This window comes from Actinoplanes derwentensis, from assembly GCF_900104725.1.
Classification (GTDB): Bacteria; Actinomycetota; Actinomycetes; order Mycobacteriales; family Micromonosporaceae; genus Actinoplanes; species Actinoplanes derwentensis.
Genome location: NZ_LT629758.1, coordinates 1,843,401 through 1,855,544 on the forward strand (window position 1 = coordinate 1,843,401; position 12,144 = coordinate 1,855,544).

At 70.5% G+C, this 12,144-nt stretch carries 13 protein-coding genes and 1 pseudogene; 8 read left to right on the forward strand and 6 right to left on the reverse strand.

Translation table 11 applies throughout. The annotated features are described in order from the left end of the window. Nucleotides 1–107: 107 nt before the first annotated feature. From BLU81_RS08345 to BLU81_RS08360, 4 genes are all read left to right on the forward strand, one after another. Entirely contained in the window at nt 108–977 is an 870-nt protein-coding gene (locus BLU81_RS08345) for a helix-turn-helix transcriptional regulator (protein ID WP_092543131.1), read from the forward strand. Nucleotides 978–1,074: 97 nt separating this feature from the next. Then, on the forward strand, nt 1,075–1,929 hold the full coding sequence (locus BLU81_RS08350; RefSeq protein ID WP_092543133.1) for an SDR family NAD(P)-dependent oxidoreductase: 855 nt from the start codon (nt 1,075–1,077) through the stop codon (nt 1,927–1,929). A gap of 27 nt (nt 1,930–1,956) precedes the next feature. Then, nucleotides 1,957–2,574, forward strand: coding sequence for a TetR/AcrR family transcriptional regulator (locus BLU81_RS08355; RefSeq protein ID WP_092543135.1), 618 nt, complete (start codon nt 1,957–1,959; stop codon nt 2,572–2,574). Nucleotides 2,575–2,684: 110 nt separating this feature from the next. After that, on the forward strand, nt 2,685–3,872 hold the full coding sequence (locus BLU81_RS08360; RefSeq protein ID WP_172890510.1) for a GNAT family N-acetyltransferase: 1,188 nt from the start codon (nt 2,685–2,687) through the stop codon (nt 3,870–3,872). Here the strand turns inward: BLU81_RS08360 and BLU81_RS08365 are convergent. Continuing rightward, nucleotides 3,869–5,752: a HelD family protein gene (locus BLU81_RS08365; protein ID WP_092543139.1), complete on the reverse strand. Its 1,884-nt coding sequence runs from the start codon at nt 5,750–5,752 to the stop codon at nt 3,869–3,871. The two genes, BLU81_RS08360 and BLU81_RS08365, sit on opposite strands and share 4 nt — an antisense overlap. A 50-nt stretch (nt 5,753–5,802) precedes the next feature. Between BLU81_RS08365 and BLU81_RS08370 the strand changes: the two genes are divergently transcribed. Next, nucleotides 5,803–6,432: a TetR family transcriptional regulator gene (locus BLU81_RS08370; protein ID WP_092543141.1), complete on the forward strand. Its 630-nt coding sequence runs from the start codon at nt 5,803–5,805 to the stop codon at nt 6,430–6,432. Here BLU81_RS08370 and BLU81_RS08375 read toward each other — a convergent pair. The 3 genes and pseudogenes from BLU81_RS08375 to BLU81_RS51985 all read right to left on the reverse strand — a co-directional run. Then, nucleotides 6,397–7,410, reverse strand: coding sequence for a heme-binding protein (locus BLU81_RS08375; protein WP_092543143.1), 1,014 nt, complete (start codon nt 7,408–7,410; stop codon nt 6,397–6,399). The two genes, BLU81_RS08370 and BLU81_RS08375, sit on opposite strands and share 36 nt — an antisense overlap. Before the next feature lie 96 nt (nt 7,411–7,506). Continuing rightward, the gene (locus BLU81_RS51980) at nt 7,507–7,800 is read right to left on the reverse strand and encodes an ABC transporter ATP-binding protein (RefSeq protein ID WP_456236555.1); all 294 of its coding nucleotides are present in this window, start codon (nt 7,798–7,800) and stop codon (nt 7,507–7,509) included. Nucleotides 7,801–7,869: 69 nt separating this feature from the next. Beyond that, nucleotides 7,870–8,264: pseudogene (locus BLU81_RS51985) on the reverse strand (ATP-binding cassette domain-containing protein); the annotation flags it as partial. 11 nt (nt 8,265–8,275) lie between these two features. Here BLU81_RS51985 and BLU81_RS08390 point away from each other — a divergent pair. Then, nucleotides 8,276–9,124 carry a hypothetical protein gene (locus tag BLU81_RS08390; RefSeq protein ID WP_373873280.1) on the forward strand — a complete coding sequence of 283 codons (849 nt, stop codon included), beginning with the start codon at nt 8,276–8,278 and terminating at the stop codon, nt 9,122–9,124. Further along, nucleotides 9,121–10,416 carry an MFS transporter gene (locus BLU81_RS08395; protein ID WP_092556785.1) on the forward strand — a complete coding sequence of 432 codons (1,296 nt, stop codon included), beginning with the start codon at nt 9,121–9,123 and terminating at the stop codon, nt 10,414–10,416. The genes BLU81_RS08390 and BLU81_RS08395 overlap by 4 nt, the downstream gene beginning before the upstream one ends. Nucleotides 10,417–10,435: 19 nt before the next feature. Here the strand turns inward: BLU81_RS08395 and BLU81_RS08400 are convergent, their stop codons facing one another. Next, the gene (locus BLU81_RS08400) at nt 10,436–10,978 is read right to left on the reverse strand and encodes a dihydrofolate reductase family protein (protein WP_092543145.1); all 543 of its coding nucleotides are present in this window, start codon (nt 10,976–10,978) and stop codon (nt 10,436–10,438) included. Between the two features lie 14 nt (nt 10,979–10,992). Then, complete coding sequence (locus BLU81_RS08405) at nt 10,993–11,466, reverse strand: GNAT family N-acetyltransferase (protein ID WP_092543147.1); 474 nt, start codon at nt 11,464–11,466, stop codon at nt 10,993–10,995. A gap of 437 nt (nt 11,467–11,903) precedes the next feature. On the opposite strand from BLU81_RS08405, the gene BLU81_RS08410 reads away from it, so the two are divergent. Then, nucleotides 11,904–12,140 carry a hypothetical protein gene (locus BLU81_RS08410; RefSeq protein WP_092543149.1) on the forward strand — a complete coding sequence of 79 codons (237 nt, stop codon included), beginning with the start codon at nt 11,904–11,906 and terminating at the stop codon, nt 12,138–12,140. Nucleotides 12,141–12,144: the final 4 nt, after the last annotated feature.

Below are 12,144 nucleotides of genomic sequence, written 5' to 3' on the forward strand. Positions count from 1 at the left end.
GGGTGTTGCCACGACGCTAGGAGCGATGCGGGCGGGCTTCGTCGTACTCGTCTGCCTAGGACGAGCAGACCTACCTTCGGCCCTCCGGCGCGAGGCAGACTCGGGGCATGAACAGCACGCATCCGTACGCGAGAGAGCTCGGTGACTTCCTCAGAGCCCGGCGCAACCGGCTGCGCCCCCGTGACGTCGGCCTGGAACCCGGTGGGCGGCGCAAGGTCGCCGGGTTACGGCGCGAGGAACTGGCCATGCTGGCCGGGCTGAGCACCGACTACTACCAGCGGATGGAACAGGGCCGGGAAGTACGGCCGTCCGACGACGTGCTGGACTCGCTCGCCTCCGCGCTCGCCCTCGACGAGGAGGAACGCCGCCACCTGTTCACCCTGGCCCGCGCCGCCCGCAAGCCGGTGCCCGCGACGGCCGGCCGCACACCCGAGCGGGTCCCGTCGAGCACCAGCCGGATGCTGCGGGCCCTGCACACCCCGGCGGTCGTGCTCAGCCGCCATCTGGACGTGCTGGACTGGAACCCGATGGCCGAGGCGCTGCTCGGCAGCCCGGCCGACTACCCGCCGGACCGTCTCAACATGCTGCTGCTGATGTTCGAGGACACCCTGACCGGCGACCGCGGTTGCCCGGACTGGGAGCGGCAGGCCCTGGAGTACATCGGCATGATGCGGACCGCCGTCGCCACTGACCCCACCCACCCGCGAGCCACCGCGATCGTCGGCGAGTTGTCGATCCGCAGCGCCGAGTTCCGCCGCCTGTGGGCCCGGCACGATGTCCGCGAGTCGGTGAGCGGCACGAAGACGTTCCGGGTCCCCGGCGTCGGCGACATCCTCCTGGACTGGGACACCTACCCGCTGCCGGGCAACCCGGGCCCGGTGATGCTGGTCTACACCGCCCCGTCCGGCCCCGACGCCGACCGTCTCCAACTCCTCGCCTCACTGCACGCCTCCCGAGCCGGTCAGCACCACCCCTGAGTGATCCGATTCGCCCACGGGCCGTCGTCCATCCCGATTTTCGCGACACCTCGTCGCAATCTTGACGACAGGTTGTCGTATAAGGCATGGTGCGGGCATGCAGAAGCTGATCGTGGTCACCGGTGCTTCCACCGGTATGGGTGCCTCAACCGCTCGGGAACTGGCGCGCCAGGGATTTCATGTTCTGGCCGGCGTGCGACGGGACGCCGACGCCGACGCCATCCGTGCGACCGGCGTCGAGCCGGTCATCCTCGACATCACCAGAGCCGAGCAGATCGCGGCGCTCGCCGCCCGGGTCGGTGCAGACCCGCGTCCGCTGCACGCCCTCGTCAACAACGCGGGCATCCAGGTGAACGCGCCGGTCGAAGCACTGCCGATGGAGCAGTGGCGGTGGGTGTTCGAGGTCAACCTGTTCGGCCACATCGCCGTCACCCAGGCGCTGCTGCCCGCGCTGCTGGACGGTAAGGGCCGCGTGGTCAACATCAGTTCGATCGGGGGCAAGGCCGCCATGCCGACCTACGGGGCGTACGCCGGTGCGAAGTTCGCCTTGGAGGCGGTGAGCGACTCGCTGCGGCGGGAGGTCGCGTCGCTGGGTGTACCGGTGGTGGTGGTCGAGCCCGGTGGCGTCCGTACGAAGATGGCCGCCCGTGGGGTCGCCACGGCGAACCGGCTGGCGACCGAGATGACGCCGGAGCAGGACGCCCGTTACGGCGGCCTGGTCCAGGCGATCAACACGTTGATGGAGACGGGTACGGCTTCGGGTGTGACCGCCGACGCCGCCGCCCGGGTCATCGCGAAGGTCGTGACGGCCCGCAGGCCGCGTACCCGTTACACCATCGGCCGGGACGCTGCCCTGATCATCGGCCTGACCCGGCTGCTCTCCGACCGGCTGCTGGACCGCGTCATCGCCGCCAATCTGCGCCGCCACTACCCGAAGGTGGTCACCGGATGACCCGCTGCCGTAGGGAAGGATGACCGGATGCCGCGGATCCGGGGAGCCAGCATCGGGGAACATCACGAGATGGTCTGGGCCGATCTCGCCGAGGCGATGCGGCAACTACTGCTCGAACGCGACTACGACTCGATCAACATGGGACACATCGCGGCCCGGGCCGGGCTCGCCCGCAACACGCTGTACAACTACGGCCGCGACCAGGCAGCGCTGGTTCTGGCATTGACCCAGCGGGTGGGCCGGCCCACGGTCGAGCGGGTGGCCACGATCGCCGCGCGTTCCACCGACCCGGCCGCGGAGCGGATGCGGGAGATCGTCGAGGCGGTTCTGGCCGCGTTCCAGGACCCGGTCCTGCAGTTGATGTTCCGGCCCGGCCTCGGTCTGCCGTCCGTCGACGTGCCGAAGGGGCCGGACAGCCCGTTCCACACGATCGTCGTCGAGGTCGAGAACGTGGTCCGGGACGGCGTCGAACGCGGCGAGTTCCGCGACGTCGGCGACGTGCACCTGGCGGTGGAGCTGCTTTCCGGTGTCATGCGGGCGGGCGCGGAACGTATCGGCCGGGACCCGGCCACCTATGCACCCACCGTCGATGCCGCCCGGGAACTCATCCTCGCCTCTCTCGACCGCCGCGCAGGACAGGCGTAAGACACCGGCGCCGCTGGAGGCCGAACGTCCCCCGGATCGCCGGCGCCTGACCAGGGCCGGATGCCAGTCGTCGGTCTGCCGTGCCGGAGACGGCTGGCAGAATGTGCGGAGTGACGTATCAGGTGCGGTCTCTCGGTCCCGCGGATCAACGGCTCGCGTGGGAGCTCGGGAGCCTGACGTTCGGGTACCACGAGCGGCCCATGCCGCCGGACTGGAGTTCGGACACCCCCGGCCGCCGGTCGCTGGGTGTCTTCGATCCGGACGGTCGGCTGGTCGCCAAGGCGGTGGATCGCGAGCAGGGCCACTGGTTCGGTGGCCGAACGGTGCCGGCCAGCGGCGTCGCGGGTGTCGCGGCCGCGCCGGAGTTGCGGGGGCGTGGTCTCGGCCGGCTCGTGCTGACCCGGCTGCTCCAGGATGCCCGGGAACGCGGTGCGGTGATCAGCGTGCTGTTCGACACCACCCCGGCTCCGTACCGGGCGCTGGGCTGGGAAGAAGTCGGGGCGCTGACCTACTACCGGGTGCCGACGCGGGTGCTGGCCGGGATCCGGCCGGACAAGGCGACGACGCTGCGGCCCGCGGTTCCTGCCGACATCGAGACTGTCCAGGAGATCTACCGGGAGGTCGCGCGAGCGGGCACCGGCATGATGGAACGCTCCGGGCCCACCTTCGCGACGCCGCCGGAACAACTGCTGGCCGACTATCACGGCTTCACCGTCGCCGTCGACGACGGCGGCACCATCGTCGGGTACGCCAGCTGGAACCGTGGCCCCGGCTACGACGCCGGTGGCACGGTGACCGTGGACGACCTGATCGGCCTGACACCCGAGGCGACACGCACGCTGCTGGCGATGTTCGGCGGCTGGGCCAGCGTCGCACCGGCGACACTGATCCGGCTCGGCCCCACCGACCCGGCCTGGTCGCTGCTGGCGCGCGGCGACGCCACCCCCGAGGCGCCGCAACCATGGATGCTGCGGGTCGTCGACGCGCCCGGCGCGATCGCCGCTCGCGGCTGGCCACGGCACCTGACCGGCGAAGTCGACCTGGAACTGACCGACGACGTCTGCCCCTGGAACCAGGGCCACCATCGGCTGACCCTCGACGGCGGGCACGCACGGCTGGAACCGGGTGGCGCGGGCGTCGTCCGGCTGGCAGCGCGCGGTCTGGCCGCCTGGTACGCGGGTGCGACGCCGCAGCAACTGCGCCGCGGCGGCTTCCTGACCGGTGGGAACGCCGACACCGACGAGGTGCTACGCGCTGCGGCCAGTGGCCCGGCCCCGACCCTGCACGACTACTTCTAAAGGACGGACAGGACGTCCAGGCGGGAGACGGCTCGGGTCAGGGCCACGTACAGGCGGTTCTGGCCTCGGGGCTCGGCGTCGATGATCTCCTGCGGGTTCACGACGATCACGTGGTCGAACTCCAGGCCTTTGGCCAGGTGGGCGGGGAGCAGCGTCACCCGTACGTCAATGATGTCGGGGTTGATGGTCGCCAGGCGGGATTCGGTGGCGATCACGGCGATCGAACCCTCGTAGGTGAGGGCGGCGCGTACTGCCGTCGCCACGTCGGGGATCTCGTCGACCGTCAGTGAACCGTCGGCGCGGACCGACGTGGTCGCCGGGACCGAGACGCCCAGGGCGGGTAGTAGGCGGTTCGCGTAGTTCAGGACCACGGCGGGGACCCGGAAACCTCTGGTCAGAGCCGTGATCGGGGCATCGGGACGGCCGAGATGGGCCATCTGGGCGGGCCAGTCGGCGGCGGCCCATCCGCTGGTGCCCTGGGCCAGGTCGCCCAGCACGGTCAGTGATCCGTGGCGGTTACGGCGGGCGATCACCCGGCACTCCATCGGGGACAGGTCCTGGGCCTCGTCGACCACGATGTGGCCGAAGGACTCCGGGTGGTCGATCAGGCCGGCGATCTCGTCGAGCAGCACCAGGTCGGCGGCCGACCAGCGGCGGGAGCGGCGCGGACGGCGGATCGTGGCCTGTTCGGCGGCGGTCAGGATGCCGTCGGCGGCACGGGCCAGGGTTGCGGGGTCGCTCAGCAGGGTGGCCAGCAGGTCGTCCGGGCGCACTTTCGGCCACACCTGGTCGAGGACCGCCTTGACCGGTTTGCAGCGGCTGATCCGCTGGGTCCAGGCGTAGCCGGTGCTCTCGCCGCGGCTTTCGATCTGCCGGGCCAGCAGGCCGGTGATGCGGGCCCGCAGGCGTTCGCGGCCCAGCTCGTGCGGGAGGTTCTCGGCGCGGATCCGGCCGGCCAGCCGGGCCAGGTCTGCTTCGGGGACGCGCAGGCGGACCGAGCCATCCGGTACGACGAGGTCACCGATCGGCGCGCTGATGGTCGCGCGGATCGCGGCGGCCAGCACCGCGGCCATCCGCGGGTCGTGTTTGACGGTGTCGGCAGCGGGGTCGTCGGCGAGCTGCGGGGTGCCGAGCAGGTCGCTGAGAGTGCGCTGCCGGATGTCGATCTCGCCGAGGGCGGGTAGCACCGCGGCGATGTGACGCAGGAACGCCGGGTTCGGGCCGACGATCAGCACGCCGGTACGTTTCAGCTGCTCACGATGGGTGTAGAGCAGATAGGCGGCGCGGTGCAGGCCGACCGCGGTCTTCCCGGTGCCGGGGCCGCCCTGGATGCACAGCGAACGGTTCAGTGCGGTGCGGACCAGTTCGTCCTGGTCGGGCTGGATGGTGGCGACGATGTCGCGCATCGGGCCGACGCGGGGCCGTTCGATCTCCTCGGTCAGCAGGCGGCTCGGTTCCGCGTACTCCCGCAGCAGGTCCTCGTCCTCGAACCCGGTCAGCTGGGCCGGAACGGTCATGGTCCAGCCGTAACGTCGCCGGGCGGTGACACCGAGCGGGTTCCGGGCGCCGGCCTGGTAGAACCGGGCCGACACCGGCGCCCGCCAGTCGATGACCAGGGCGGCCCCGGTCGCGTCGGTGATCCGGCGGCGGCCGATGTAGTAGCGATGGTCGTCGTAGTCCATCCGCCCGAAGTACGGCGGGCCGTCCGGCTCGGAGGCTAGTTCCTTCGCGTGGCTCTTCAACATCCGGCCGAGGGTTTCGGCGGTGTACCGGTCCCCGGCGATCTGTTCGCCGGTGGTGACCCGCATCCGGGCGTGGTCGAGCATCCAGGCCAGGGCGTCGCGAACCCGTTGCAGGTAGAGGAGTTCGAGGGAGAGCATGCGCGAAAGTGTAACTCGGTAACGTTATTGACCAAGTTATACTTCCGGTCATGTCCCTCCGCGAGCGCAAGAAGCAGCGCACCCACGACGCCATCTCCGGTGTCGCCATCTCGCTGTTCCTGGCCCACGGCTTCGACCGGGTCTCGGTCGCCGACATCGCGGCCGCCGCCGAGATCTCCAAACCGACGCTGTTCCGCTACTTCCGTTCCAAGGAGGAATTGCTGCTGCACCGGATCGCCGACCACCAGGGCGAGGCGGCCCGCGTCGTGCGGGACCGTGCCGGCGGGCAGTCGCCGGTGGCGGCGCTGGAGGCGCACTTCCTGGACGGGCTGGAGCGCCGGGATCCGGTGACCGGCCTCAACGACGTTCCCGAGGTGCTCGCCTTCCACAACCTGATCTTCAGCACGCCGAGTCTGGCCGCCGGAGTCGCCGAGTACGTCGCCCGCGACGAGGACGCCCTGGCCGCGGCGATCGGCGGTTCGCTGACCGGGCGGCTGGCCGCCGCGCAGATCATCGCCGTGCAGCGGGTGCTCGCCCGGGAGAACTGGAGCCGTCTCAACCGGGGAGAGACCGCCGACGAGATGTACGCCGAGGCGGTCCGGCAGGCGTCGGCCGCTTACCGGACCCTCCAGCAGGGGATGGGGTCAGATCGCACCCTGGCCGGGCATCCGGGCGTATGACGAGGTGTCGACCCGCTCGGTGACCTTCTCCATGGTGTTGATGCTGACGTGCGGCCACTTGATCCGGCCCGGGCCACCGTCGGCGCGGGCGAAGAAGTCGAGCTGGACCACCTGCACGTACTGCAGGCGCAGCCGGATGCTGCCGTCCTCTTCCTGGATCTCCTGAATGAAGAACGTCGCCTTCATCTCCGAGGCGTTGGCCTGCCGGACCACGAACGGGATGTTGTTGATGCCGCCGTGCTCGACCGTGGAGTCGAACTCCAGCACGGTGGTCCGGACGATGTTCAGGCCCTGGTTCGCGGCGGTGAGCAGCGCCGTCGGGTCGGTCGGGTCGAACAGGCCCTGGAACAGGTTGTCGTGGAAGTGCTTGTACGCCGCCAGGTAGCGGCTGTTCTCGAGGTCCTGGCTGACGCCGATGGGCAGCGCGTTCACCGTCGGGATGACCGGGGGACCGTCGACCGTCCGGACACCGCCCATGGCCAGGACGGCGTCACCGTGCGGGATGGTCGCCAGCCGGGCGATGGTGGGGCCGTCGCCGGTCTGGTTGGTCATGTTCAGCAGCAGGCCGGGTTCGTGGTGGATCGCCAGGCCGGGCTGGCCGGCCAGTCCGCTCTGCGGGAAGTCGTCGGCGGCGATCTGCGCGATGGCCTGCTCGTAGTCGAGGGTGACGATCAGCTGGTCGGTGTTGACCGGCCCGTTCAGGTCGACGCCGCGGTTGGGGACGGCCTTGTCGACGAGCTGGAACTTGAGCTCTTCGTCGAACTGGTTCACCAGTAGCCGGAACGGGGGTCCGCCCACGCCGGGAGGTGGTGCGAACGGCAACGCGATCATGTTCCAGCCACGGCCGGGCAGACCGGGCTTGTTCGCCCAGGTACCGGGCAGCAGCTGGAAGGGGCCGAGGTCGGGGTCGCCGGTGCGGGCGGCCTCGAGGTGGCGTCCTTCAAGTTCGAGGCGTTCGATGTCAGCGGGACTGGTCACAGGTGCGGCCTCTCCGAGATGTCGCGCCGGACGGTTCCGGGCGCTCCATCAGAGGAACGACGACGCGGCGGTCTGATACCGGGCCGGCTGTCGGCTTTACGGCAGACGGGGGACGCTGGAGAGCAACTTCCTGGTGTACGGGTGGGCAGGCGCGCCGAGCACGGCGTCGGTGTTGCCCTGTTCGACGAGACGGCCGTGTTCCAGGACGGCGGTGTGGGCGCACAGTTCGGTGACCACGCCCAGGTCGTGCGAGACCAGCAGGATCGTCAGGTCCCGTTCGGCGCACAGCGACACCAGCAGGTCGACGATCCGCACCCGGGTGCCCAGGCCCAGGCCACGGAGGGGTTCGGCGACGATCCGGCCGTCGCGCAGCACGTGTGTGTCGTGCACGACGCGGGCGGCGACCGGCAGATCGTGGGTGATGAACAGCAGCGCGGTGTCCTGTTCGGTGACGATCCGGTCCAGCAGGTCCAGGATCTCGGCCTGCACGGTCACGTCGAGGCGGTGGTCGGTTCGTCGGCGATCAGCAGCCGGGGCTTGCAGGCCAGCGCCATCGCGATCGCCACCCGCTGGCGCTGGCCGCCGGACAGTTGATGCGGATAGGAGCGGGCGATCCGGCCGGCGTCGGTCAGGCGTACCGCCGCAAGGGCTTGGGCGACCGCCTCCCGCAACGCCCCGCCGCGCAGCTCCTGGAACCGCCGGATCGGGGCGGCGATCTGCCGCCCGCGGTCGGGGGTTTCGACATGCGTCGAGGTTGACAGATGTCGAAACCGCGTGCAAGCGTGACTTCGACAACCATCGGATTCGAGAACTGTCGAATCCGATGGTGATGGGTCCGCCTGAGATCTCAGCAAGGAGTACCGCGATGAGTAGCGACGCTTCGACCACAGCCGAGCAGGGCGGTGAGCTGCCGGTCGTGGTGATCGGCGCGGGCCCGGTCGGGCTGGCTGCCGCCGCGCACCTGATCGACCACGCCCTGCCCGACGTGCTCGGCGCCGATCGGGACGCCCACGCCGGCAAGCACACCATCGTGGTCGGTGCGGGGCATTCGGCCGCCAACACGCTGCTGGGCCTGGCCCGTCTCGTCGAGACCGAGCCCGGCACCCGGATCACAGGGGCGGTGCGCAGCGGCTCCGCGCAGCGGGCGTTCGGCGGTGCCGACGCCGACGAACTGCCCGCCCGTGGCGCGCTCGGCAGCGGTCTGCACACCCTGGTCGACACCGGCAGGCTCACCCTGGTCACCGGGTTCGCCGTACACGCCGTGCACAGCGACGCCGAGGCCGTCACCGTGGTCGCCGCCGACGGGCGCACCCTGACCGCTGACCGGGTGGTGTCCGCGACCGGGTTCCGGCCCGATCACAGTATCTCCGGCGAACTGCGCCTGGACCTCGATCCGATCCTGGGCTGCACCCGCACCCTTGCGGAGCTGATCGACCCGAACGAACACTCCTGTGGCACCGTCGCCCCGCACGGTTACCGCGAACTGGGCCAGCCCGAGCCGAACTACTACGCCGTCGGCATGAAGTCCTACGGCCGCGCGCCCACGTTCCTGACGGCCACCGGCTACGAGCAGGTCCGCTCCATCGTCGCCGCCCTGGCCGGGGACTTCGACGCCGCCGACGACGTGCGACTCGACCTGCCCGAGACCGGGGTGTGCAGCGCCACACTGCCCAGCCTCACCGCTTCCTCGTCCGGTGGCGGCTGCTGCGCGTGACCCGGCACTCCGGCCCGCCGGTGCCCGCCGACGTGGGCGTCGGCGGGCATCCGCCGTCACCACCGGGCAATCGGGTGCTCGTGGCCGCGCTGGCGATCACCCAGACGATCGGCTACGGCGCCCTCTACTACTGTTTCGCGGTCTTCCTCACCCCGATCGCCGCCGACCTGACCACCTCCGTCACCGCCGTGACCGGCGCGTACACCGCCTCCGTCCTGGCCTCCGCCGTGCTGGCCGTGCCGATCGGGCGCTGGCTGGACCGGCGCGGCGGCCGGGCGCTGATGACCGGCGGCTCACTACTGGGCACCCTGCTGCTGGTGAGCTTGTCGCGGGTCGACGAGCTGTGGCAGCTGTACGTGGTCCAGATCGGCATCGGCGTAGCCTCGGCGGCCAGCCTCTACGAGGCCGCGTTCGCGGTGATCATCGCCTGGCACCGGCCACGGCACCGGTCGGCGGCGCTGCTGGCGCTGACCGTGGTCGCCGGATTCGCCAGCACCATCTTCCTGCCACTGGCCGGCTGGCTCGCCGACCAGCACGGCTGGCGCACCGCCCTGCTGATTCTCGCCGCCGTCCACGCCGTCACCGTGCCCCTGCACGCCGTGGTCGTGCGCCGGCCGCCGGGCATCAGCCGCGACCCCGGCCGGCAGCACGGCGACTCCGGTGCCCACGCCCTCCGTGCCGCGCTGACCGACCGCGGATTCTGGCTGCTCGCCGCCGGATTCACCGCCCACACCGCGGCGATCAGCGCCTACACCGTCCTGCTGATCGCCGCCCTGATCGGCTGGGGCCATCCGCCCGCCTTCGCCGCCGCCATCGCCGGACTGCTCGGCGTGCTCTCCGTCACCGGGCGGCTGGTCACCACCGGCCTGCAACGGCGCTACCGCACCACCACGATCACCGCCGTGGTCTTCGCCGTCCAGGCAGCCGCGGCACTGCTGCTCCCGATCCTCGGGGACACCACCGGCGGAGCGATCGTGGCGGTCGTCGCGTTCGGCTTCGGCTTCGGTGTCGCCACCATCGCCAAACCGGTCATCCTCGCCGAACGCTACGACACACGCCGCTACGCCACCCTCGCCGGCGTACTCGTAGTGCCGATGACCCTGGTCAAAGCCGGTTCCCCGTTGGGCGCCGCCGTCCTGCGCACCGCCACCGGCTCGTACACGCCGGTCCTCGTCGCCGTCGCCGTCTGCTGTGGTGTCGCTGCCGTAGCCCTTGCCGCCAGCTCACGCCCGGCGCTGTCAGCGACGGGCGACACGAGTGCCGATGCGCCGGTAACCGGCCCGACCGACTGACTGATCCGGCATGGCGCACCTACCTCCGAGCCCGGTAGCGCAGGATCACCACGCCGCTCGGCAGCGGCGTCGCGTCGAGCAGCGTGAAAAGGTGCGGCGCGAACCCGGTCGCGGCCAGCGGGACACCCTCGCCGGCCACGACCGGGTTGAGCTTGATCACGAGTTCGTCGATCGCCGGCAGCAACTGCCCGGCCAGATCACCGCCGCCGGCCAGCCAGATGTCCAGACCCGGCTGCTGTTTGAGCTTCGCCACGACCGTCACCGGATCAGCGGTCTCCCGGCCCAGACCACGAGAGAAGACGATCTCCTCAAGATGGGCGTACGGGTGGGTGATGCCCGCCTTGAGCGCCGGCTCGTAAGTGTGCCGACCCATCAGAACCGTGTCGAACACCCGATTGGATGGGACGTCCGGCCCACGCACATGACTCGGCAGCGTCTCCGGATAGTTGTCCCGCATGTAGCCGAGCACGTCCTCGCCGGACTGGAAGAAGTCCCAGGTGCCGTCCGGCGCGGCGATGAATCCGTCGATGGTGCTGGCCACGAAGTAGACGAGCTTGCGCATGCCGGTTCCCTCCCTCATTCGGTGACGACCACCGTGTAACGGACCTGCCCGCAGACGTGCTCGCCCACCGGAACGAACCCGGCCGACCGGGTCATCCGGAGACTCCGCTCGTTCCACGACTGCACCACGGCCCGCAGCCGGTGTCCGCCGGTAGTACCCCGAAAGTGCTCCAGTACCGCACCGAAGAACCGGGCGCCGTGCCCGAGCCCGACCAGCGCCGGGTCCATGCCGATGCCGATGTCCAGCACACCGTCCTCGGCTTCGAGGCCCGGCACCCGCGCCTCGAAACCCGAACAGCAGAACCCGACCAGCGGCCCACCACGGGCTCCCGCGACGGCCAGATAGTCCGGGTTGTCGCTCATCAGCCCGTCATCCGGCCGCGAGTCGTAGACCTTCCACGGCCCGTCGTAACGCCACCCGGCGATCAGTCGGGCGTCCTCGACGGTGAGCGGGCGAACGGTCAACTCGGACGGGAAGGTGTCGGTCACGGCCGACAGGATGGGCTGTTCCCCGGGCGTACCGCAAACGATTTGGCATTGACATGTTCCGGCCATGGCGGAGTTCACCCTGGCGGAGGCGGCTCGGTTGCCGCAGTACGCCGCCGTCGTGCACCCCCCCTCGGCGAGGTCGAGCACCGTTTCGGCAGGTGGGAACGCTCCGAGCAGCCTTCCTTCAACGCCGACGGCAGCCTGCTCGCGGTCGGCTGGTGGTCACCAGGTGACGGTTCCGCGGTCGCGGTGTTCGGCACGGCCACCAAGGAGTTGCTGGAACACGACGCCATCCATCACGGCACCTCCGCGGTCGCGTTCGCTCCCGACGGTGACCTGCTGGTCGCCTGGCTCACCGCCGTTCGACAGCCGAAAGCGGGATCGCCGGCCTGTTCGACGCCCGTGACGGCACGACGAAATGGCAGCTGCCGCGCGGCGTGCCGACCCCGAACAGTGTCTGCTTCACGGTGGGAGGCCACCGCATCGCCGTCGGCACCACCGGTGGCCTGCTGTTACTCGTCACGGCGGAGGGCCAGATCGTTCAGCATTGGCCCGACCATCCGCTCATCCACACGGTTCACGACGACCCGCACCACCGGGCGCTCCTGGTGACGACCCCGAACGGCCTGCACCGCGTCCCGCAGGTACCCGCTCAGCGCAATGGCCGACAATGATCGG

Coding starts and splice junctions, on each gene's coding strand:
- BLU81_RS08390 (WP_373873280.1), top strand. CDS start 8,276: ATGAGTAGCGACGCTTCGACCACAGCCGAGCAGGGCGGTGAGCTGCCG.
- BLU81_RS08350 (WP_092543133.1), top strand. CDS start 1,075: ATGCAGAAGCTGATCGTGGTCACCGGTGCTTCCACCGGTATGGGTGCC.
- BLU81_RS08370 (WP_092543141.1), top strand. CDS start 5,803: ATGTCCCTCCGCGAGCGCAAGAAGCAGCGCACCCACGACGCCATCTCC.
- BLU81_RS08365 (WP_092543139.1), bottom strand. CDS start 5,752: ATGCTCTCCCTCGAACTCCTCTACCTGCAACGGGTTCGCGACGCCCTG.
- BLU81_RS08345 (WP_092543131.1), top strand. CDS start 108: ATGAACAGCACGCATCCGTACGCGAGAGAGCTCGGTGACTTCCTCAGA.
- BLU81_RS08400 (WP_092543145.1), bottom strand. CDS start 10,978: ATGCGCAAGCTCGTCTACTTCGTGGCCAGCACCATCGACGGATTCATC.
- BLU81_RS08355 (WP_092543135.1), top strand. CDS start 1,957: ATGCCGCGGATCCGGGGAGCCAGCATCGGGGAACATCACGAGATGGTC.